This is a genomic window from Bacillus sp. FSL R10-2201 (assembly GCF_038008665.1).
Lineage (GTDB): Bacteria > Bacillota > Bacilli > Bacillales > Bacillaceae_G > Bacillus_A > Bacillus_A mycoides.
The window spans coordinates 1562717-1587437 of record NZ_JBBOZP010000001.1 but is presented as its reverse complement, the minus strand read 5'-3'; the positions used below and the strand labels follow the sequence as shown (position 1 = coordinate 1587437).

Below are 24721 nucleotides of genomic sequence, written 5' to 3'. Positions count from 1 at the left end.
ACTAGATTCCCCTTTTATAAGACTTCTTATATTTATTTTATTATATTTTATCAAGAGTCACAGTATTATATACAATTTAATCACAGACAAAAAGAGCCATCCTAAGTAAGGACAGCTCTTTCATCTATTGCATAAATCTTTCAAATTGCACTCGCTTATTAATCCAGTACATTACAGGCATACCAATTGCCATTACAACAAATTCACCAACTGCACAAGTTAGCCATGTCAATAAAAATGGCAGATCAAACGCAAGATGAAGTTCAATTGCAATCATAAACATTGTGACTGTAAAAATAACTGTATTAAAAATCATACGAGCCCAAACACCTTTAATGAAGCGCATAGAAATAATAGTTGCAAGTAATGCAAGAATGGATTGCCCTACTCCAAATACTAAATCATAAGCGATCATAGGTGAGAAAAAGAGATTCGTTAAAAATACACCTAATACAATCCCGTAAATTGCTTTCTTATTGAATACAACGAGATGATTAAACATCTCTGAAATACGAAACTGTACACTGGTAAAGCCAAATGGCTGAATAAGCATGGAAACAGCAATATATAATGCCGCTAAAATACCATTACCGACTAATGTCCTTATATTCATGACAAAATCTCCTTAGTTTTTTTACGTGGGATGGTTTCGAACCACGTTATTCGTTTTTAAGCAACAAGATTATATTTTACTCAATAGGCACTCTTTCGTCAATAGATTCCTATCATTTACTACCTTTTTTCTTTTGGACAACGTATAATAAAACATATGAAAGATTTAGGAGGTTTCACTTCATGACAGCAACAATTCAAAATGAAAAAGTGATCGTTTCCATTTCTGACAAAGGTGCAGAATTACAAAGCGTTCGCTTAAAAGAAGATAACACTGAATACTTATGGCAAGGCGATTCTACTTATTGGGGGCGCCGCGCACCAATTTTATTCCCAATTGTCGGCCGATTAGTAGATAATACATACTACGTAGATGGTAAACCATATTCTTTAACACAACACGGCTTTGCTCGTGATCTTACATTCTCTGTAAAAGAACAAAGTGAAACGAATATTACTTATATTGTTACTAGTAATGAAGAAACATTAAAAAAATACCCATACGAATTCGAATTACTCGTTTCTTATGAGCTAGATGGACAAATCGTTCATGTAACATATGAAGTAAATAATCCTGCTTCAAAAGAGATGTTCTTCTCAATCGGAGCACATCCTGGTTTCAACTTCCCCTTATTAGAGGGCGAATCATTTACTGATTATCATTTAGCATTTAATGGTTCTGAACGCTTAGAAACAAGCGTATTAGAAGGACCTTATCTTTCAAGTAAAAAGCAATTAATCGCTGAAAATACGAATGAATTACCACTTACATACGATTTATTCAAAAATGATGCACTTATTTTTGAAAATATGAATACGGATGAAATCTCTATTCGTTCTCATAAACATAATAAATTTGTAAAAGTAGAATTTGACGGATTCCCATTTGTCGGTGTATGGACACCAGGCGAGAACACACCTTTCTTATGTATTGAACCTTGGTACGGGATTGCTGATGAAGTAAATCCGGCAAAAGATTTCAAGGAAAAAAAAGGAATTCAATCTTTACAAACGAATGAAACATTTACATGTCGTTATAGTATTACAATCGGCTAAGTCACTCTATCCCCTACTTCAAAGAAACATATAAGTAGGGGATCATCTTATAATTTGGAGGTTTCTCATTTTGATTGAAGTATATATTGATGGTGCATCAAAAGGAAATCCTGGTCCTTCTGGTGCAGGAGTGTTTATTAAAGGGGTGCAACCAGCTGTACAGTTATCATTGCCCCTTGGGACAATGTCCAATCATGAAGCAGAATACCACGCTTTACTTGCGGCATTAAAATATTGCACGGAGCATAATTATAACATTGTCTCTTTTCGTACCGATTCGCAGCTTGTCGAGCGAGCTGTCGAAAAAGAATACGCAAAAAATAAAATATTTGCACCACTATTAGAGGAAGCACTGCAGTACATAAAAAGTTTCGATCTCTTTTTTATTAAGTGGATTCCAAGTAGTCAAAATAAAGTTGCTGATGAATTAGCTAGAAAAGCTATCTTACAAAATTAACGGGGGTATGAGTGTGAAAAAAGATTGGGTTGCTCCTCTTGCTTTATTATTTGTCTCTTTTATTTGGGGAGCTACGTTTGTTGTCGTTCAAAATGCTATGTCTTTCGTTGGTCCATTTACTTTTAATGGTATTCGCTTTTTATTCGCTGGAATTATTTTATTATTCGTTCAAATGATTTTCTCAAAAAGAGCTTCAAAACAAGATATAAAACAGAGTAGCTTCGCTGGATTAATTGTTGGATTCTTTTTATGTATTGGCTATGTATTACAAACATTCGGCTTACTTTATACAACTTCTTCAAAAGCTGGTTTCTTAACAGGGCTTAGTATCGTTATGGTACCAATTTTGTCTTTTATTTTTTTAAAACAAAAAGCTACCATTTTTATCGTAATGGGCATTGCTGTAGCAACAGCAGGTTTATACTTATTAACGGCTGGTGATTCTTTTCAATTAAACATTGGAGATATACTCGTTCTCGGTTGTGCAGTTGCTTTTGCTGCCCATATTCTTGTTAACGGTTTCTTTTCTAAGAAAATATCACCTTTATTACTAAGCACCTCTCAAGTATTAGCTGTCGGTATATTTTCTTCTATTTGCGCTTTTTTGTTTGAAGATTGGGAAAAATTATTTTCAGTTTCACTATGGACGAATCAATCCTTTTTATTCGCTCTATTTCTAACTTCCCTATTTGCGACATCCATTGCTTTTTTCATTCAAACATCGGCACAAAAACATACTTCTCCAACAAGAGTAGCAATTATTTTTGCAATGGAGCCCGTTTTTGCTGCATTAACAGGCGTTCTAGTTGCAAACGAACAACTTTCTATTTCTGCCATTATCGGTTGTTTATGTATTTTCCTAGGCATGGTTTTTGTTGAACTACCTTCTAAAACGAAAAAAGAAGCGCGGGCTGCGTGAAGTTACGCTTGTAACTTCCGCATAAAAGCCTTAGCGCTTTTTTTATCTGTAATTTCTTCTTCTTTCAAGCGTTCTAATAACGCAACAAAATAACTGCCATCAAACTGTAATTGATGTTTAATCGTCGCTTCTATTGCTACGTTCACAATCCCATCAGATGCACCAGTATATCCTTGTCCGAACATAATAAATCCTTGTGCTTCCTCTGATAATTTAAATCCTTTCGTATGTAAGAATGAAAGATAATCTTCTACTGTTTGCATGATATTCCCACCTACTCAAAAATTCTCCACTTCCTATCATACATGTTTTTATACTCTATGAGAATGAAATTTATTTGACAACTTTGTAAATCTATCGTCTACTTCTTAGAAAAAAGAGGAGTTCCTTACAATATAAAAGAATATGTAAAGTGGAATTTATTTTATATTAAAGGGGATATCGAATGAAACAAGCACTATTAATTATCGATGCTCAGCAAGAATTAATGGATGGAAATGAACAAGAAAATGAAGTTTTTCGTAAAACCGAGCTATTATCTACACTAAATACAGCCGTACAGAAAGCAATAGATTCAAATGCCCTTATTGTTTTCGTAAGAGATATCGATGTTGCTTCTGGTAGCGGAGAAGGATTTGAAGTACATAATCAAATTAAAGTACCTCAGTCTGCAATCCTTATTAATAAAGCAGCAACAAACGCATTCTATGGCACTTCTTTACTTGAACTTTTAAAAGAAGAGAAGATTAGCCATATCGTTATCGGTGGATGTAAAACAGAACATTGCATCGATACCGCCGTTAGAACAGCAACTGTACAAGGATTTGACGTTACATTAATTAAAAATGGTCATTCCACAACTGATTCTAACGTGTTATCTGCAGAGCAAATTATTGGTCATCATAATAAAACTCTACATGGACATTATAACGTTGATCATTTTTCAATGGTTAGAGATGTCGAGGAAGACCTTTTTCAACCTATTCATGATCAATATCGCGATTAATTTGGCTATAAAAAAGAATCCTTTTCACAAAAGGATTCTTTTTTATCCAAAAATTTGCGCTGCAATACTGTATAGTTCTCCATTTCTTTTCAAAAATTGATCACTATTTTTTATCATAATTGGTGGGGTATTAACCTTTTGAAAACCAGTAATCTCTAATTCTTTCATGAAACCTTTCTTTCCTTCTGGTACATCAATTCTTAATTTACCATGATGCTCTCTTGCTAAATAATGTACCATTCTCATTGCCATCGCATCATTTTTAGCAACGACCGGCCCTATTATTTTATTTTCTGGCGTTTGTATACTTAAACCGTAACCTAATACATTTTGTTGTGCATCCTTTGTAACAATACATTGTTCACTTTGAATAATTCGATACTTTAAAAACTCTTCTCTATTTGTTCCAAATGCATCTTTATCTATTTGTATTATTTCTTCTAAATCACGTTCTTCATAATTCACAATATACTCTTCATTTCCTACACAATGGTAATTCGCATTGTACGAGTTACATATGTATTTAGAAACATAACTAACAGCCCTGAATCCTAGTTTTTCATATAAAATTTTTCCCTCATCCGTGGCAATAAGCATAATGGGGGTTTGAGTTAATACGCTTTTCACACATAAATCCGTTATTATCTTTCCAATCCCTCTTCCTTTATAATCTGGATGTACAATTACCATTCCAATTGAGGCTAATGTCTCCCCGTATAGTATAATTGCTGCGCTAGCAATAAGCTCTTCTCTCTCATTTACTACACCATATACTATACCCGTATTCAAAATCATCTCAATTTCCTCTCTGTTGTAATCCCAGCCAATATGAGAAGATAATGCTACAATATCCTCTATTTTCCCTTTCCTAAGACGCTCCACCCTAATCTCCACTTCAATCATTCCCCATCTCCTTCTTTAGACGTTTGAACCATTCTGCATGAATCAACTTGTACATGTTTCCCTTTATCACTCACACACATATCCTATTTTGACCAAGACCATATTGTAAATGAGGTGACAACATGCCCATTACGAATCGATTTTCTACCACCACTAACGGCGCACTCGCTATTACAGGAAACACACTAGGTTTAAGTAAAATTAGCAATCTAAACCGTGCTGGTACAATCGGTGCAATTGGTGCATTCGTAACTACGAATACCGCTTTACAAGTACCTACTTTTCCTGCAGGTACAACGTTAAACTATACACAAAATAGTTCTACCGCTATTTTGAATATCCCTGCTGGTAGTACTATTCTTTACGCAGAACTCGTTTGGGGTGGAAACTATTTATCTCGGGATCAAAACATTACGAGTGTATTAGGAAACCCCGTTTCTTTTACAACACCTGTGTCAACATACTCAATTACCCCTTCGGCTGTTACAGCTTCAAATCAAACATTCGTTTCTGGATCTGTCACATTTGGATTTTACACACGATCAGCGGATGTAACGTCACTCGTTCAAGCTGCTGGATCTGGATCTTATACAACAGGTTCTGTTCCTGGACTTGTAGATCCTTTAGACGCTTCTAATGGAGCCATTAATTCTGCAGGATGGACGCTTATTGTCGCTTATCAAAACGGTTCCTTACCCGCAAGAAATTTAACAATTTACGTAGCTGGTAACCGCGTTTCTGTAGAAACCGGTAGTGCAGATGTATCTGTCTCAGGGTTTTTAACACCTGCCGGGGGACCTGTAAGCGGGAGATTATTTTTAAGTTCTACTGAAGGGGATGCTGATTTAACTGGGGATCAAGCTTTATTTGGACCAAATTTCAGTTCATTAAATGCATTATCTGGGCCAAATAATGCTGTTAATAATTTCTTCGGTTCTCAAATTAATAATGCTGCAGGGAACTTAGATACAACTGGTACATTTGGAACGCGAAACCAGAGTGCCTCTACAAGTACAAATATCTCCGCTGGAAGACAAGGATGGGACATTACTTCCATTGATATTTCTCCTTATTTAACAAATTCCCAAGTATCTGCCTCAATTCGTTTAACTACTAACGGGGATGCATATATGTTAAATACAGTCGGTTTACAAATCAATATAAACTCACCTAATATACAAGCAACTAAAAGCGTGAATAAAAGTGTCGCTACAATTGGAGATATTCTAACCTATACAGTTACTGTTCCTAACACCGGGCTTCTTCCTGCAAATAACGTTACTTTTACAGATGTTCTCCCTAACGGTACTTCCTTTATACCTGGAAGCGTAACGATAGATAACGTACCACAAACAAACGCAAATCCGGTCGCCGGTATATCTCTGGGGACAATTAATAATAGCTCTTCTCGTACAGTAGCTTTCCAAGCGACTGTCGTTTCTCTTCCAAGTCAAAATCCTATCTCTAACACTGCGAATATTACATTTCAATATACACCGATTGCCGGAGGAACGACTTTTAACGGTCTTGCAACAAGTAACTCTGCAGGAACACAAATTAACCTCGCAGATATTAATGGCACAAAATCAGTTAACAAACTTTTTACCGATATTGGTGAAACATTAACTTACAGTATTGCCTTAGCTAATATAGGAAATATCGCTGCAACTAATGTTATATATACAGATCCGATTCCTAGCGGGACTACTTTCATTCCAGGGAGTGTAACTGTTAACGGAGTTACTCAAGCTGGAGCAAATCCCGCTAATGGTATATCAATTGGATCTATTGCTGCAAATTCTACTACTACTATTTCCTTTCAAGTATTCGTTCCTTCTATCCCCCAAACAAATCCAATATTAAATAGTGGTACAACAACATATCAATACATTCCTGTACCAAATCAGCCGGCAGTAAGTGGAACTGATACGACAAATATTGTCTCCACTCAAGTGAATAATGCTACTGTAACAATGACGAAAGCAGTAGATAAAAACTATGCAGATATTGGCGATACACTGACTTACACTGTTGCCTTTACAGGTACAGGTAATACGAATGCGAACAATGTTATTTTTACAGATGTCATTCCTACAGGAACAACTTTTGTCCTAAACAGTTTAACAATAGATGGCTCAACACAAGTTGGCGCTAATCCCGCTAATGGTGTGAACATAGGATCCATCGCAACTGGCACAACCAAAAGTGTTTCATTTCAAGTAGTAGTTAATACAATACCCGCGTCAAATGTCGTATCTAACGGATCAAGCGCTTCTTATCAGTACACCGTTAACCCTAGCCAATCACCCATTATGAAAAACATTTCTTCTAACGTCGTTACTACTCAAATTAACAATGCGAATTTAACATTAACAAAGTCTACAAATAAACAATTTGCCACAATTGGCGAAACGATAAGTTATACAATCCTTATTACAAACAGTGGAAATACGGCCGCCAATAACGTTCAACTAACAGATCCACTTCCAAATGGAACGATATTAACATTAGGTTCTGTAACGCTCAACGGAGTTTTGCAAAATGTAGATTCTCTCGTTGCTTTACCTATCGGCACAATTCCTGGTGGAGCTACTTTCACCTTATCCTTCCAAGTAACAGTCATTAACATTACTGCACAAAACCCTATCATTAATAACGCTTTCGCCTCTTATATTTACACTGTAAATCCAAGCCTGCCACCAACTTCAAAAACTGCAAATTCTAATTCTGTTACATCAACAATTAGACTAGCAAATCTTCATGCTAATAAATCTGTAAGTCAAACGTTTGCGGAAGTTGGAGATGTATTAACTTACACCTTTGCTCTTACAAACGATGGAAATGTTACAGCGAACAATGTATTACTATCCGATTCCATTGCGAATGGCACTTCCTTTGTACCGAACAGTGTTATAGTTAACGGTGTTACTCAGCCGGGCGCAACACCGGCTAGCATCAATATTGGTAGCATCAATGCTAATACTACAATTACAGCTTCATTCCAAATATTAATAACTAGTATTCCAAATCCTAATCCTATTTTGAATAGCGCTTCCATCTCCTATAACTTTATCGTTGATCCAAACGCTTCTCCTGTAAGTACAAACACAACTACAAACACTACATTTATCCAAGTTAATGATGCAAATGTAATTTCGGCAAAATCAGTGGATCGAGAGTTCGCTACTGTTGGAGATATATTAACTTATACCGTTATTTTAACGAATGCAGGAAGCGTTTCTGCTGATAATCCTACTTTCATAGATATAAATCCAGATGGTACTACCTTTATTCCAAATACTTTTCTTATTAATGGCGTTTTGCAAAACAATGCAGATCCAAATATCGGTGTCCTGTTACCTTCTATTCCTGCTAGCGGATTAATTACCGTTTCTTATCAAGTAACTGTCACTGCTTTACCAGCCCAAAATCCAACAACTAATTCATCGAGTACACAGTATAGTTTCGTTCTAAATCCAGGTGATCCACCAATTATAGAAACATCTTTAAGTAATACTGTAAGTACACAAATTAATTTAGCAAATGTAGTTATTGTCAAAGAGGTAGATTTAACTATTGCCGATGTCGGGCAACCAATCACATATACAATTTCCTTAGCTAACCTTGGCAATACTACAGCAAACAATGTTGTTGTTACCGATATAATCCCTCCCGGCACCACTATCGTACCAAATAGTATTTTTATAGGTGGCGCTTTACAGCTAGGTGCAGACCCAAGTACCGGCCTTCAAGTCGGCTCCATTCCTGCAGGTGGTTTTACAACGATTGTTTTTCAAATAAGTGCAAATGGGCTACCTTCACCAAATCCAATTCAAAATAGCGCTTCACTTCAATATAACTTTATCGCTGATCCAAATTTACCTGTTGTTGTGAAAAACGCTACTAGTAATATAGTAACTACACAAATTAATACTGCTAATATTGTTGCTACAAAACTAACGAGTACAAATTTCGCTGATGTTGGTGATGTCATATTATATGCGACTATTTTAACAAATAACGGGAATATCCCTGCTTCTAATGTATCGTTTACAGATATCATTCCAGCGGGTACCCTGTTCATTCCTAATACTGTAACGATTAACAATGTCCCTATAGCAAATGCAAATCCTGCTAATGGTATTTTTATCGGTACGATAGGAGCGAATTCATCACGAACCGTTGCATTCCAGGTTCTTGTACCAACTATCCCTGCTGTAAATCCGATTACGAATCAATCAGGCACAACATTCCAATATACGTACGATCCATCCAAGCCAGCTGTAATGCAGATGGTGGCTTCTAACACGGTACAGACAACTATTAATAACGCCTCAATTGCCGCTACAAAATCTGCAGATAAACAGTTTGCTAACGTAAATGATATTATTACGTACACGACTACTTTAACAAATAACGGGAATACACTTGCATCAAATATAGTATTTACAGATGCCATTCCAAGTGGGACTTCATTTATTCCAAATAGTGTAACAGTAAATGGTACTACACTCCCTAATATAAATCCAGCAAATGGCGTAGCAATTGATCCAATAAACCCCAATACAAATACAACAATCTCATTTCAAGTAATAGTAAATTCCATCCCTAGTACAAATCCAATCCCGAACCAAAGTAATACAACGTACCAATATGTCGTAAATCCTAACTTACCTCCTGCATCTGCCAATGCGTTAAGTAACGTAATAACAACTCAAATTAATAACGCTACGATCGTCGCTACTAAATCAGTGAATAAACCGACAGCTGCAATTGGAGATATCGTTACCTATACGATTGCAGTTACAAACACAGGTAATATCCCTGCTAGTGCAAATGTTTTAACGGATGGGCTTGGCGCAGGAGCTTCATTTATCCAAAACTCCGTAACTATCAATAATGTTCCACAACCAGGATTAGATCCATCACTTGGTATTCACTTAGCAGATATTCCACCAGGTAATACTGTATTTATTGCTTTTCAAGCACAAATTTTAGCGATACCGCCTAGTGGCACATTAACAAATAATGCCCTTGTAAATTATGAATATACAGTGAACCCAAACCAATCACCTGCTGTTGGTAGTACAATTACAAACACAACGGTTACTCCAATTATTGATGCTACTCTATCTATAAATAAAACTGTCAATTCAACATTCGCTACTATTGGAGATACACTTACTTTCACTTCCACCATTACTAATTCCGGTAACACTACCGCAAACAATGTTATTTTTACAGATTTAATTCCAGATGGTACAACGTTTATTCCAAATAGTTTTACAGTAAATGGAACAACCATTCCTAATGCAAATCCACAAAATGGTATCAATATCGGTAACATAAATTCAAATGCATCAGTTATACTCAGCTTTCAAGTAAACATTGCAACGATTCCAAATCCTAATCCAATCCCTAATAAATCATCGGTTCAATATAGTTTTATTGTAGATATTAATGAACCACCTGTTTCACGAACAGTTAAATCCAATAAAACTTTTACACAAGTAAATACTGCTTCCGTTATCGCAACAAAAACTGCGAGTAGTGCATTTGCTGCTGTTGGAGATACAATTACGTATACAACAACCCTTACCAATAGTGGAAATACAACTGCAAATACACCTGTTTTTATAGATATATTACCACCTGAACTTTCATTCGTGCCTGATAGCGTACAAATTAATACCATCCCACAACTTGGATTTAGGCCAGATAGCGGGATTCCTTTAGACCCAATTCCAGTTGGAGGAACGACAACCATTAGTTTCCAAGCCATTGTCGGTTCAATACCAGCTTCAAACCCTACGATGAACCAATCTAGTACAACATACTCTATCATTGTTGACCCTACCGAGCCGCCTGTTACAGAAACGGCTACTAGTAATCCGGTCTTAGTTCAAATAAATGAAGCAATCATTCAAGCAACGAAAAGTGTGGATCGTATCTTTTCTGACGTAGCACCTGGAAATTCATTTTTAACGTATACTGTTTTATTAGACAATATAGGGAACACGACTGCTACTAATATCATTTTTACAGATCCGATTCCAAATAATACAGTATTTATAGAAGATAGCGTTCGAGTAGGTGGGGTTTTATTACCTGGAGTAAATCCAGCGAATGGGATACCAATTGGAGATATTATTGCAGGAGATTTTATAAACGTCACCTTCCGCGTGCAAGTAGTTAGTATTCCAAATCCAATTTTCACAATTGGGCCTGGGGGACCAAACTCACCGGTTGTAAACGGTGCTTCTATTAATTACCAATTTATGACAGGACCTAATTTACCACTCGTTTCACGAAGTACAACATCCAATTCTGTTTCGACACAAATAAATTCCGGGGAAATTGTAGCAGTTAAATCCGCGGATAAAAATTTCGCAACGATCGGCGATACAATTTCTTATACAATTACATTAAATAACCCTGGAAATGTCACTTCACAAAATATAATTTTCACGGATATTTTGCCTGATGGAACGACATTTATTTCCGGGACTCTTACAAGCGATTCTGGTACACAGCAAATTGGAAATCCAGCTAGCGGGATACAGATTGAAAATATAAATCCAGGTGGAACGGCCATTATTACTCTCAACGTACTTGTTACAAACATTCCAAGTATAAATCCAATTTCTAATTCTAGTTCTATACAATTTCAGCATATTGTTGATCCAAGTCAACCCGCTATAACACAAACCGTTTCATCTAATACCGTTACTACGACAATAAATAGTGCAATATTAACTACAACAAAAAGTGCTGATAAATCTATAGTGTCTGTTGGAGATACGATTACGTATACCACTACTATTACAAATACAGGGAATACAGCAGCAACGAATATAACATTCACAAGCGCTATTCCAGCTAGCACTACATTCATACCAAATTCAGTTACAGTAAATGGAGTTCAGCAACCTGGTGCGCAACCAGCACTTGGAGTAAATTTACCAAATATCGCACCCGGTGAAACAGTAACCGTTACTTTCCAAGTAAATGTTATTTCTGTTCCCCCTTCAAGCTCGATTATGGGTAACGATACAATTTTATATTCTTATACTGTTGATCCAAACGGAGCTCCTGCTACTACTTCTACTTCAACGAATATTGTTACAAACCCTGTATTAGATGCTATGATTACGATAATTAAATCAGTCGATCAAACACTTGTAACGCTAGGTGATACCATTACCTATACGACAATTTTAACGAATAGTGGTAATACAAACGCAACTAATATTACTTTCACTGACCTTATACCAGATGGTACAACGTTTATTACTGATAGCGTTACAATAGATGGCATCACGCAAATTGGTCTTAATCCTAATACAGGTATAACGATTGGAGCAATCGCTCCTAACAACTCAATATCAATAGCATTTCAAGTTACCGCTACTTCTACTCCTGTTCAAAATCCTATTGCCAATTCGGCTAGTGCTTCTTACACATTTATCGCTGACCCTAATGCCCCTATTGTTTCAAGGAATGTTACTTCAAACACAGTGTTCACTACAATTAACACAGCTACCATTCTTTCATTAAAACAAGTCGATAAATCCTTTAGTCGTATTGGAGACACACTCACCTATACTGTTACTTTAACAAACAATGGAAACTCATCCGCACAAAATGTTATTTTCTCAGATACAATGCCGAGCGGAACTACATTTATTGCAAACTCATTTTCTATTAACGGGGTTTCTCAAAGTGGTGCGGACCCATCGAACGGTGTAAATATTGGGCCTATAACAGCTGGGTCTACAGTAACTGTTTCATTCCAAGTAAACGTGGCGTCATTACCAACCGAAAACCCAATTGTAAATTTCTCATCAACATCGTATCAATTAGTCTCACCGCCTGATGCAGAAACTTCAATTAGTAATCCTGTTTCAACACAAATTAGAGAAGCTATATTATCTATGACGAAAAATGAAAGTCTATCCTTTGCAGATGTCGGGCAAACTGCTTTTTACACTACTTCTATTGCCAATGTAGGCAATACGGATGCAACTAATATTGTATTCACAGATGTATTACCAAGTGGACTCACATTTGTTCCTAACACATTAACTGTCGATGGCATTTTACAACCTAATGCGGATCCAAATACAGGTGTATTACTTGCAGCACTTCCACCAAATGAAATATATAGTATCGTCTTTCAAGTTACAGTGAACAGCATTCCACCTATTAATCCAGCACCGAATACAGCATCAACGACATATGAGTTTACTGTTGATCCAGGTAATCCGCCGGTATCGAATACAGCTAGCTCCAACACTACACTTCTTCAAATAAACAACGCAAATATTATTAGCACAAAAACAGCAAATCTTACTTTTGCGGATGTTGGTAATACAATAACATTTACACTTAACCTTCCTAATACCGGGAATGTGGCTGCTACTGATGTTACCGTTATCGATATACTTGATAGCAATTTAAGTTTCGTTCCAAACAGTTTCACAGTTAATGGGCAAACCATTCCAAACGCTGATTTATCTACTGGTGTAAATATCGGTTCAATTAATGGTGGAAACACATCAATCGTCACATTCCAAGCCATCGTTTCAACCCTCCCAATCAACAATCCTATTTCTAATTCGGCTCTTACCACTTACCGTTATATTGTTGATCCAGATCAGCCGTTCATTTCAACCTCTAATCAATCTAATACAACGACAACACAAGTTAATAGCGCTATCCTTACTGCACAAAAAAATTCAAATGTGGAAACAGTAGATATTGGGCAAGATATTGTCTACTCAGTTACGATTACAAATAGCGGAAATGTTAGTGCGACGAGTGTTATTTTTACCGACCTAATTCCAGACGGAACTTCCTTTGAACCGAATAGTTTTACACTTAACGGAACTACCATCCCAAATGTAGACCTAATTACAGGCGTTCCAATTGGTGATATCGCGCCAAACCAGTCTGTCATCGTAACATTTCATATTAGTGCCGATGAAATTCCGCCTATAAATCCAATTACCAATCAAGCTAGCGTTAGCTTCCAGCATATCGTTAATCCGGCTAATCCACCTGTTTCAAAGAATATTACTTCTAATAGCGTTACAACAAAAATTGAAAGTGCAATTTTAAACACTATTAAAATAGGAGATAAAGCTTTTGCAACGATCGGTGATACGATTACGTATACAACCACTATTACGAATACAGGAAATATCTCTGCTAACAACGTTGTTTTCTCAGACCCTATACCGACATGGACACAATTTGTTGCAGGATCAGTCATTGTTGATGGCACTTCATTACCATCCGCTTCTATCATTGACGGTGTTGGCATAAATACAATAACTCCAAATCAAATCGTAACAATTATGTTCCAAGTGCAAATCGTAAGCAATCCAACAACCTTCACACCTGAACTCCAAAACTTAGGATTTGTTAACTTCCAATATAACGTAGGCAATTCATTACAAGCTCAGCCTGGCAATGTGGAGACGAACGTCTTCGTTACTTCTATTAATTCAGCAATACTTTCAGCTGTAAAAACTGCTAATACAGCCTTTGCGAATATCGGAGACACAATCACTTATACAGTTTTGATTCAAAACAGCGGCAATACAAACGCTACGAATGTAAATTTCTCAGATCTTATTCCAGCTGGAACGACCTTTGTTGAAAATAGCTTTTCTGTAAATGGAAGTATCATTCCAGGGGCAAATCCAAATAACGGAGTTAATATCGGAACCGTTAGTACGAACAGTTCCTTAACTGTTACTTTCCAAGTCATAGTCACATCTACTCCACCCTCAAACCCAATTACAAACGTTGCATCTATTCAATACGCATTCATTGTTGATCCGGCAGCTCCTCCTGTTACAGGCACGATAAATTCTAATAGCGCTTCAACACAAATTAATAACGCGACTGTTACAACTGTTTTAGAAGCAAATCGAGCAATCGTATCTATCGGAGATATAATTACGTATACAGCAACATTAACGAATACTGGAAACTTCCCTGCAAATTCTGTATTACTCATTAACGGTGTTCCTGAAGGAGCATTATTCGTTCCAAATAGTGTCACGCTTAACGGGATTTCACTTCCAGGTGCAAGTCCAACTCTCGGTATTCCAGTTGGTATTATCGCACCAGGTGATTCTGCTACTATTACGTTCCAATTTCTTGCAAGTTCTATTCCACCGCAAGGAGCGATTATAAATCAAGCAATTACAAGTTACACGTATATTGTCGATCCAAGTCAACCTCCAGTTACAGCAACATCCTCATCTAATACGGTTAATACAGCTGTCGTTGATGCATCGTTATCCGCAATTAAAAATACAGATTCTCTCGTACAAACTACTGACGGTACAATCACTTATACAGTAGTCGTTCAAAATAACGGCAATACAACTGCAAATACAGTTACTTTAACAGATTTGGTCCCAGAAGGAACTGCATTTATTCCGAATAGCGTGACCATTAATGGCGTTTCAGTTCCAGGTGCCGATCCAAACGTAGGAATACCATTAAACTCCGTTGCGCCGTCAGAAATTGTCACCGTCACATTCCAAGTTATCGTTCAATCTATTCCAAGCGTGAATCCAATTTCTAATATAGCCCGTATTGACTATACTTTTATCGCCGATCCAACCTCTCCTATCATCTCTCGAACAATTACGTCTAATCCAGCTTTCACACAAATTTCGGATGCGAATGTTCTTTCTTTAAAAGCAGTTAATGCACAACAAGCAACAACAGGTGATATTTTGACTTATACGATAACGCTAGAAAATACCGGAAATATTCCAGCTACTAATCTCATATTTTCAGATACTATTCCAGAAGGGACTACATTCGTAGAAAATAGTTTTACACTTAATGGAACAGCTATACTTGGTGCAAATCCAAATGTAGGGGTTGCTTTGCCTAACCTAGTAGCAAACGCTACTCACCTTATTTCGTTCCAAATTCTTATTAACGATTCATTCTCGCAAGAATCGATTACAAATCAATCCAATACAACATATTCAATTCAACCAGATCCAAGCCAGCCGCCTATTACTGAAACATCTACAAGTAATATCGTCATTACAAATTTCGTGCAAGCACAATTGACAATTACAAAAACGTCCAATCCAATAACTGTAGATATTGGCGGAACTATACTTTATATTTCTGAAGTGAAAAATATCGGCAATGTTGACGCGATAAATATTATTTTTACAGATTCTATTCCAGCTGGGACTACATTCGTTTCCGATAGTGTCACAATTAACGGTGTCCTGCAGCCAGGTGTAAATCCAGAAAACGGAATACCACTTGGAACAATTCCAGCAAACAGTTCCAAAACGATACTATTTCAAGTGCAAACAAACAATCCACCTACTGAAACCGAAATTGTAAATCAATCTTCTGCAAATTACCAATATGTAAGTATTCCTACAGCTCCACCGGTGAATCGCTCTGCAAATTCTAACATTGTTACAACATCACTTCAAAATGCAAATATTATTTCTGTTAAAAGCGCGGATGTAACTTTCGTATCAATTGGGCAAATTATTACCTACACAAATACACTACAAAATATAGGAACCATTCCAGCTAACAATACCGTGTTTATTGATAACATTCCAGAAGGTACTATATTCATTGAAGATAGCTTATCAATAAATAATGTGATTCAGCCTGGCGCGAATCCTGAAAACGGAGTAACTCTCAGCACGATACAACCAAATGAAACAGTCACTATTTCATTCCAAGTAAAACTTACAAATATACCGTCCGGCAATACAGTCATTAATATTTCAGACACTTCGTACGAATACCAAATTGACCCTAGCTCTCCGATTATTCAGCGTAGATCGTTATCAAATGCAGTAAACACGGAAGTGCGGACGGCAAATGTTAGTGCAATTAAATCCGCCAATAGATCCATTACACGCATCGGTCAAATCATCACATATACAGTCGCCGTTACAAACGCTGGTACAGTACCTATTACAAATACTCTCCTAATTGACGCAATTGCTGCTGGCACCACATTCGTTCCAAATAGCATCCTTGTAGATGGCATACCAAGACCTAACGAAAATCCAATTACCGGTATCAATCTTGGTATTATCCTTCCAAATAATACGATTATTGTTACGTTCCAAGTAAATGTAGTCTCTATACCTTCTCAAAATAACATTAATAATATCGCCGTCATTCACTATGAGTATCAACCAGACCCAAGCTTACCACCAATTTCAGAAACGACCTCTTCCAATACTACAAATATACAATTTATTGATGCTATTCTTATCGCTACAAAATCCTCTAATAAAGTATTAGCTAACATTGATGAAACCATTGAATATACAGTATTCATTCAAAATAATGGATCGACTACAACTAACTCCATCTTTTTTACAGATACTATCGAGGATGGAACTGTATTTATTCCTGGAAGTGTAATAGTTAACAACACTGTACTTCCTGCAGCAGATCCGAATATCGGCTTTTCCATTCCTAATATCGCGTCAGGTCAATCGACAACAATAACATTCCAAGTTTCAGTTACGAATTTACCTGCTGTAAATCCAACACCTAATACTGCAAACATCGTCTACGACTTTATTTTCAATCCTGACTTTGCACCAATTCAAAAATCTACTACTTCCAATACTACTTTCGTTCAAATTAATGACGCTGATATCGTTTCACTGAAAACTGTTGATTTGACTTCTGTAACGATTGGTGACATTTTAACTTATACAACAACTTTAACGAATACAGGGAATACGGATGCTACTGCGGTTGTATTTACAGACAATATTCCTGATGGAACAACCTTTATAAACGGTAGCGTTTTAGTAAATAATATTCCTCAGCTTAACGCCAATCCAAGTGCCGGTATACTTGTAGGAACGATTGCTCCTAACATTTCTATCCCAGTCACGTTTTCCGTTACTGTGTTAGCTCTTCCAGCTAGCGGTCGTATTCAAAATCAATCCACTTCTCGTTATACAATTAATGGTGAAGAACAAATATCGACTAGTAATATTACCTTCACTGAAGTTATTTCTGCTAATGTAATTGCAACAAAAACAACGCCTATCCAATACGCTGACCTACAAACTATCATCCCTTACACAATTTCCATCACAAACAATGGGAATATACAAGTAGAAAACATTATCGTTACTGATATCATTCCAGCAAATACGAGCTTTATAGAGAATAGTGTTATTGTGAATGGCAACGCTCGGCCAAATGACAATCCACTTAGCGGTATACCAATTGATAACATTCCGCCTAATACGACAGCAACTATTCTATTCCAAGTCCGGGTTACTTCCATTCCGCAAACAAATCCAATCTCTAACACGAGTACAATTGAATATGAATACACGGTACCAGATAGGCCACCTATTACCGAAACTATTATTTCATCAGCTGCCGTAACAGAAATTCATCACGCGAATTTAAATAGCAATAAAACTGTTGACCTTGCATTTGCAACGGTCGGTGATACGTTAACGTATACGATTACACTAAATCAAACTGGTAATGTTTCAGCAGATGATGTAGTCATTCAAGATATTATTCCTCAAGGTACTACGTTTATAGAAAATAGTGTCATTGTAAACGGAGAAACTGTTCCGGGAGTTAATCCAGTAAGCGGCATACCAATTGGTACTATAATTGTAGGTGGAGATGCCATCGCTTCATTCCAAGTAACTGTAACTTCTATTCCAACACCAAATGAACTCAACAACAAAGCAATTACTACTTTTAACTATATAGTCAATCCAAATAACTTACCTGTTACAAATACGACTACAACAAATACTGTCACAACAACTGTCCAAAATGATAATGTCGTTGCCATAAAATCTGTTAATGCCACGAATGCATTACCTAGTCAAACTTTAACGTATACAATTACAATTACTAATAGCGGTAATGTAACGATTGAAGACCTTCTTGCCATAGACACCGTACCAGTGGATACAATTTTCATTACTGGCAGTGTTACGATTAACGGGATCAATCAGCCTAATGCGAATCCTGAAAATGGTATTCCATTAGGAAACCTTGCTCCTAATGAATCTGTTGTCATTACGTTCCAAGTAACAATATCTTCTTCGACTCTTCAAACTGCTATCAATAACGACGCTTCTGTTTCCTATACTGTTACCATTGATCCGAATGAACCACCTATTACAATTACAAAGCAAACAAATACCGTTACAACAACGATCGTTGATCCAATGGTGCGCATTGAGAAAAATGCTGACAAATCTTCTGTCGTTATAGGGGATATTATTACATTCACACTAGACGTATTTAATCATTCCCCAATTCCTACAGTAAGTACTTCCGTTTTAGATATGATTCCAGCTGGTACAACATTTATAGAAAACAGTGTAACAATTAACGGTACTCCGGTTCCAAATATTCGACCAGACACTGGTATTAACATTGGTTCCTTATCGGCAGATGGAGTAGCAACTATAACATTTAAAGTTCTCGTAACTTCTATCCCTTCAAACAGTACAATTATCAATTCCGCAACAGTTACAGCTGCTTTCCAATTGACACCACAGGATCCAATTATTATTTTCATTGTCAATTCGAATATTGTTCGTATACCAGTTCAATTTATAACGGCAGCAGTGATAAAAAATGCTTCCGTCAGCTCTGCTTATTTAAACCAATATTTTGATTATACAGTGCGTATTACGAATACTTCCGAGATTTCACTTTCAAATATTTCATTACAAGACACCACTCCAGCAGGTTTACAATTTATGAACGGTACGGTCTTCATTAATGGGGAACGCTCTCCACTAGCGAATCCGAATATCGGTTTCCTAGTCGCTACTAATTTGGAACCGAACGAAACAATTATCGTGTTATTCACAGTACAAGTGATAAGTCCACCTATTAATAATGAATTTAAAAACACGGCAAACGTTTCTTTACAACTTCAAGTCTCTCCTACCGATCCACCAATCACAGTAACCATTACAAGTAACGAAAACATCGTCACCTTCATTCCAAAAAATCCAGATGAAACACTTCCAAATTTAAATTGTTTCTTTGACGGTGAACGTTTCATACGCATTACTCCTCGAAATATACGAAATTACTTTTGGACTTGGATTTGGTGGCGTTAATCAAAAAAGAAAAAGCTTGTAGTTCGGATAATATCCAAACTACAAGCTTTTTTCATAAACAAAATTATCAATTACTAGCAGCACTATATGCTACATGTCGTTTCTCAATCCGTTCTTCAATTTCTTTCATATTCTCTTTATTAGTTAGTAGGGATTGTTTATTTTCTATTAATAATTGTTTAAAGGATTTTCTCACTTTTTTTCGCATGTTTATTTTCCTCCTTGGGGGATGGTTTATATAAAAGATAACTTGAAACTTTAATCAATGAGAGGATTTACCCTCACTAATTATTAGCCTACATCAATCGGGCTTTTACAGGGAGTTACTCTTCCATCATCACTCTTTATTCAGCTATAATACTGAGATAGAAGTCCTATCTCCCGTTAATGCGGGATAAGGATTTATCTGTGTGTCCTTATAATAATTGATTGTTGTGAATTCCATTTGAACTTCATATGAAAATTCCGTTTATTTTCTGACAACTTTGTGAACAAAAAAAAGAAAGGTTAATCAAAAATATATTTGATCAACCTTTCCATACTCTTTAAAGCATATTAATTAATATTTCAGGTCTTCCCCAATTCATTTCGTTACAAACAAAGCGTAGTTTTTCTTCGTCCATTGTGTGTAACCCTTCTTCTAATAAGCATGAAATTGGAACTTCACAATGAATTTGCGCTAATTGTAAAGAGATATTTAAATTCTCTAAATCACTTTCAATTTTTGTGCGCTGCGCTTTCGTTAATGATGCTATATTTTCTAGCACTGCCGATACTGTCCCGTATTCTTGAATCAGCTTATACGCTGTTTTTTCACCAATACCTTTTACACCCGGATAATTATCACTTGTATCTCCCATGAAAGCTTTCGCATGAACAATTTGCCAAGGTTCTACACCTTTCTCTTCCATGATTTTTTCCGGTGTGTAATACTCGTAATTTCCAATTCCTTTACGAAGAAGCATAACTGTAACATTCGTATCAACAAGTTGAAGTAAATCTGTATCACCTGTCAAAATATAAACTTCCGCTTCATTGCAATATTGTTTTGCAAGCGTACCGATACAATCATCCGCTTCATAACCTTTCATACCGATTACAGGCATAGATAATTTCGCAGTCATTTCTTGCACTAAATCAAATTGCGGAATTAATTCTTCCGGCGGTGCTGCACGATTTGCTTTATAATTCGAGAAAGATTCCGTTCTAAATGTCGTACTTCCCATATCCCAGCACGTTACAATGTGCGTTGGTTCGATTGCTTGTATTGCTGTTAATAAATGCTTCATATAACCATGAATCCCATTCGTCGGGGTACCATCTTGTCGTTTCATAAATTGTCCATATACACTTGTTGCGTAAAAAGCACGAAATAATAGTGCCATACCATCAACTAATAATACTTTTTTCATAATTCCTCTCCTACTAACAAAAAATAATAACCTCACGTTATCACGTAAGGTTATATATAGATTACCATTCTACGTTTTTGTTCAACTTTGTCTATTATACATTGTTTTTGTATATTTAGCATCATTAACACATTAAGACATTCTACCGCAGCAAGTATGAAGTATTCCTGAATACGTATTTTTACCTGTCGAAACAACTACAGCCTTTGCATTTCCGTCAACAATATACGTACCTTTGAAACATACATTTTCAAGTTCAAGTGGATTATAGTCTTTCATCCGTTTTAATGGAATAAATCGTTTACGTTCAAGATGATAGCAACTTTCAAATTTCTCAATACTAGCATTATTTCCTGTCAGCATAGATTCATTTACTAATAAATCATTTGCATAAATAATACGTACATCTGCCGGCACTGTATCGCCCTCTGAAAGAAAAATCATATCTCCAGGTACAAGCTCTTGTACTGGTAATTTCATCATTTTTAGTTCACTGTTTAGCCCTGTTACGCTACAGCCAGCTACTCTAGAAACAGTAACTGTTTCACATTGTAATTCATCACCCATATGTTGTTTTGAAAGACCTGGGATCATTCCACTTAGCTTCATCATTACTTCCGCAATACGCGCTCTTTTTGAAGTTAATTCATTTCGGCCGTATACTTGAATACGCTTTTGTGCCTCTTTCATAGATAGTCCGTCTCTTGTTGTTTTAAAATACGCAAATACAGATTTTACATCTCTTGTTGCGATTTCAATTAATAAATCTTTATTTTTTTGAAGCATTGTTTGTTCTTTCATTGCTTTTTTACTTAATTTATACGAAGTGTTACCCACACTTTTATTTACATATAACATATTATCGTCTCCTCCTTTACAACATAGGAAGAAACGCTTTGTTTCTCAATTTATCCACTTTACTGTGAAAGTGTCTAGCGCTTAAATACTCGAATAAACGCTACATTATGATAAATATAGAGGGAGGAACAAGTCGTTTCCTGCCTACATCATATATTTTTGATTTGAAGTATATGGGTAACGGAACCGAGTCAGAATTTGACATGCTCCTCACCTCCTCTTTAATTTTTTAGTTATAATCTATACTATGAAATTACTCATAGCTTGCTAACAAAAAAGACCCTTACTCATAAGAGAGCAAAGGTCATTGCATACACAAATAAGCGATTCCTAATATAATACAATTAGAAATCTATGGACCTCTCCCTCGCCGAGTTTTAGCACTGTATAGCATAGGTTCATTACCAGCTACGTTAAGAAAAACCTTAATTCGATCATTCCTGTTGACCCATTGGCGTCTCTCGACATTTTTGGGCAGTAGCATTTCTCTATACAGGAGCCTCACCTAACAGAGACTTATTATAATTACATAGAAAATGTTACTCTTATTTAAAATAGATGTCAACACTTTGTATGGAAACTTTTCCTTATTACAATAACTATCTCGAGTTTAGTACACTAATACGCATCCTGCTCAGCGTTCGGCTACATAAATTAATTGAACACATATTGCAAAAAATTAGCAAATGAAAAATAAAACCCTTACGTTAAAATGTAAGGGTTTTAATACGTTACACAACCAGCAATTACAATTCCGATGGAAAGTGATAAAAACATAAGGAAAAGACCAACTGCTTGATTATCTTCTTCAAGACTTTTATTAATATTAAAACGTGGTGTAAGCCATTCCGCTAAATAAAAGACAATAATTTGAGCTAAGATCCCAACAGCTCCCCATGAAACCATATCAAGAATTGAAATAGAATTAGCAGCCGTTGAATATAAAACGATAGCAAGACCAAGTAGTCTTCCTCCAAGTACATAGCTTACCGCTTTATTCCCTTGAGCCATTAACTTAAATTCCTTAACTTTCGTTGTCACTTCCATAAGAAAAAGACCGATACATAAAAGTACAAGTGATACTGCTAAATATAGTAAAAAATTAATCATTTATTTTCCTCCTTCTTAATACCTACCGGTAAATAATACGATTCATTTCCCGTAATTTTTTCTCCGGCACGTATACCGATGCTGCTCGCTTTTCCAGCAATTAAAAAAGCCCCAAACACGTACGACAGCTTCTCAATTCCTTTTTCAGTTTCCAAAAATACAACTGGAAGCTCTGTATATTTCTGAAATATAGGCAGTGACGATTTATACGTTTCATGTGCATTTCGAATCATAATATTTGTATCCTTATCACGAATCGTAATCGTGTCACCTTCCCTACCGAACGAAGGTTTTTGAACGAAAGGACTTTTCCCCAAAAATAAATCTGGCTCTAAATATGTAGGAAGCATATATTCTTTAATCCACTTTTGTTCCTCACTTGTGTAAAAAGCACCTTCTTCTGCTAATCCCCAAATAAGACATTGAATTGATTTCGGCTGAAGTAAAAAGGCCGACAAAGGATTTATAATAAAAAGCTTTCCTTCTTTTACAAGTTGCAAAAGTTCTACTCCCACCAAATCCCCCGTTTCGGGATCTTGATCTTCAATCAAGTCTTCAATTGGATATGTTTGGCGATACAAAACATCAATTGGTAAACCATCTCTATCTACTAAAGCATCATCTGTAATTCTAAGTTCTGTCATTGGCATCACTTTATTTTCAACATGACATAGCCCACTCAAATACATAGTCGTATTCCAATCTTCTATATGTTCAGGATGAGCTGTGAAAACAACATTTGGCTCTTCCATTCCTTTTGTAAACTCCATTACGGCTTTTGTAATACCAGAAGAAAGTAAGCGCTCTTGATTTGCATTTGGATCATCATAGTCAAGTTCTTCACAAACTTTTCCATTCATTTGAAAGCATTCCACAATAAAAGTTGGAGTATCACTATTAAACTCAAGCATTTTAATACGATTATCCTCTGTTAAAGCAAAATCAAATCGTGAAATAACAGATTCAGGATACATCCCTTTCAGTCTAATAAAAGGCAAGCTTGCAGTTGGAAAACCGAGTTCAAGAAGCTGTTCATTAGATAAATTCCGAAGAATTCTAGCAGTCTTAAAAAATATTTTTCCCATTCGTTCAGTTGCTACTTGTAATTGTTTCATTGTTTGCTCTGTTATCGGGAAAACATGAAACAAACTATACTCACATTCATATAAGTCCGACCAGAAATGAGGATAATTCGAATAAAATTCTTTTCTTTTCTTTATGTATTGCGACATA

Annotated in this window: 13 protein-coding genes and 2 riboswitches; of the genes, 5 read left to right on the top strand and 8 right to left on the bottom strand. The window is 36.2% G+C overall.

All coding sequences use genetic code 11. The features are described from left to right. Positions 1 to 124: 124 nt before the first annotated feature. Positions 125 to 613 carry a QueT transporter family protein gene (locus NSQ69_RS08240; RefSeq protein WP_002011909.1) on the bottom strand — a complete coding sequence of 163 codons (489 nt, stop codon included), beginning with the start codon at positions 611 to 613 and terminating at the stop codon, positions 125 to 127. A gap of 6 nt (positions 614 to 619) precedes the next feature. Beyond that, positions 620 to 664: riboswitch (PreQ1 riboswitch) on the bottom strand. Between the two features lie 131 nt (positions 665 to 795). Between NSQ69_RS08240 and NSQ69_RS08235 the strand changes: the two genes are divergently transcribed. The 3 genes from NSQ69_RS08235 (at position 796) to NSQ69_RS08225 (ending at position 3044) form a co-directional block, all read left to right on the top strand. After that, positions 796 to 1668 carry an aldose 1-epimerase family protein gene (locus NSQ69_RS08235; protein ID WP_063226113.1) on the top strand — a complete coding sequence of 291 codons (873 nt, stop codon included), beginning with the start codon at positions 796 to 798 and terminating at the stop codon, positions 1666 to 1668. Between the two features lie 70 nt (positions 1669 to 1738). Further along, positions 1739 to 2125: a reverse transcriptase-like protein gene (locus NSQ69_RS08230; protein ID WP_002011911.1), complete on the top strand. Its 387-nt coding sequence runs from the start codon at positions 1739 to 1741 to the stop codon at positions 2123 to 2125. 13 nt (positions 2126 to 2138) lie between these two features. Next, positions 2139 to 3044 carry a DMT family transporter gene (locus tag NSQ69_RS08225; protein ID WP_002126516.1) on the top strand — a complete coding sequence of 302 codons (906 nt, stop codon included), beginning with the start codon at positions 2139 to 2141 and terminating at the stop codon, positions 3042 to 3044. Positions 3045 to 3046: 2 nt separating this feature from the next. Here the strand turns inward: NSQ69_RS08225 and NSQ69_RS08220 are convergent, their stop codons facing one another. Continuing rightward, positions 3047 to 3307 carry a DUF6123 family protein gene (locus NSQ69_RS08220; RefSeq protein ID WP_001195213.1) on the bottom strand — a complete coding sequence of 87 codons (261 nt, stop codon included), beginning with the start codon at positions 3305 to 3307 and terminating at the stop codon, positions 3047 to 3049. Positions 3308 to 3489: 182 nt separating this feature from the next. On the opposite strand from NSQ69_RS08220, the gene NSQ69_RS08215 reads away from it, so the two are divergent. Beyond that, positions 3490 to 4050 (top strand): cysteine hydrolase family protein, encoded by a 561-nt coding sequence (locus NSQ69_RS08215; protein WP_002186259.1) that lies wholly within the window; start codon positions 3490 to 3492, stop codon positions 4048 to 4050. Positions 4051 to 4092: 42 nt separating this feature from the next. Here the strand turns inward: NSQ69_RS08215 and NSQ69_RS08210 are convergent, their stop codons facing one another. Continuing rightward, positions 4093 to 4953, bottom strand: a complete 861-nt coding sequence (locus NSQ69_RS08210; RefSeq protein WP_002126512.1) for a GNAT family N-acetyltransferase — start codon at positions 4951 to 4953, stop codon at positions 4093 to 4095. Between the two features lie 122 nt (positions 4954 to 5075). On the opposite strand from NSQ69_RS08210, the gene NSQ69_RS08205 reads away from it, so the two are divergent. Continuing rightward, positions 5076 to 20108, top strand: coding sequence for a DUF11 domain-containing protein (locus NSQ69_RS08205; RefSeq protein ID WP_341099133.1), 15033 nt, complete (start codon positions 5076 to 5078; stop codon positions 20106 to 20108). A gap of 67 nt (positions 20109 to 20175) precedes the next feature. On the opposite strand, the gene NSQ69_RS08200 is transcribed toward NSQ69_RS08205, so the two are convergent. From NSQ69_RS08200 to NSQ69_RS08180, 5 genes are all read right to left on the bottom strand, one after another. After that, positions 20176 to 20316: an FbpB family small basic protein gene (locus NSQ69_RS08200; RefSeq protein WP_001228051.1), complete on the bottom strand. Its 141-nt coding sequence runs from the start codon at positions 20314 to 20316 to the stop codon at positions 20176 to 20178. A 337-nt stretch (positions 20317 to 20653) separates the two neighbouring features. After that, entirely contained in the window at positions 20654 to 21520 is an 867-nt protein-coding gene (locus tag NSQ69_RS08195) for a 5'-3' exonuclease (protein WP_002126510.1), read from the bottom strand. A 132-nt stretch (positions 21521 to 21652) separates the two neighbouring features. Continuing rightward, entirely contained in the window at positions 21653 to 22378 is a 726-nt protein-coding gene (locus NSQ69_RS08190; protein WP_002126507.1) for a P-type ATPase, read from the bottom strand. A 354-nt stretch (positions 22379 to 22732) separates the two neighbouring features. Continuing rightward, positions 22733 to 22898: riboswitch (M-box (ykoK) riboswitch) on the bottom strand. 203 nt (positions 22899 to 23101) lie between these two features. After that, positions 23102 to 23488 carry a DUF350 domain-containing protein gene (locus NSQ69_RS08185; RefSeq protein WP_002086561.1) on the bottom strand — a complete coding sequence of 129 codons (387 nt, stop codon included), beginning with the start codon at positions 23486 to 23488 and terminating at the stop codon, positions 23102 to 23104. Further along, entirely contained in the window at positions 23485 to 24720 is a 1236-nt protein-coding gene (locus tag NSQ69_RS08180) for a glutathionylspermidine synthase family protein (protein WP_002168767.1), read from the bottom strand. The genes NSQ69_RS08185 and NSQ69_RS08180 overlap by 4 nt, the downstream gene beginning before the upstream one ends. Between the last annotated feature and the right edge of the window lies 1 nt (position 24721).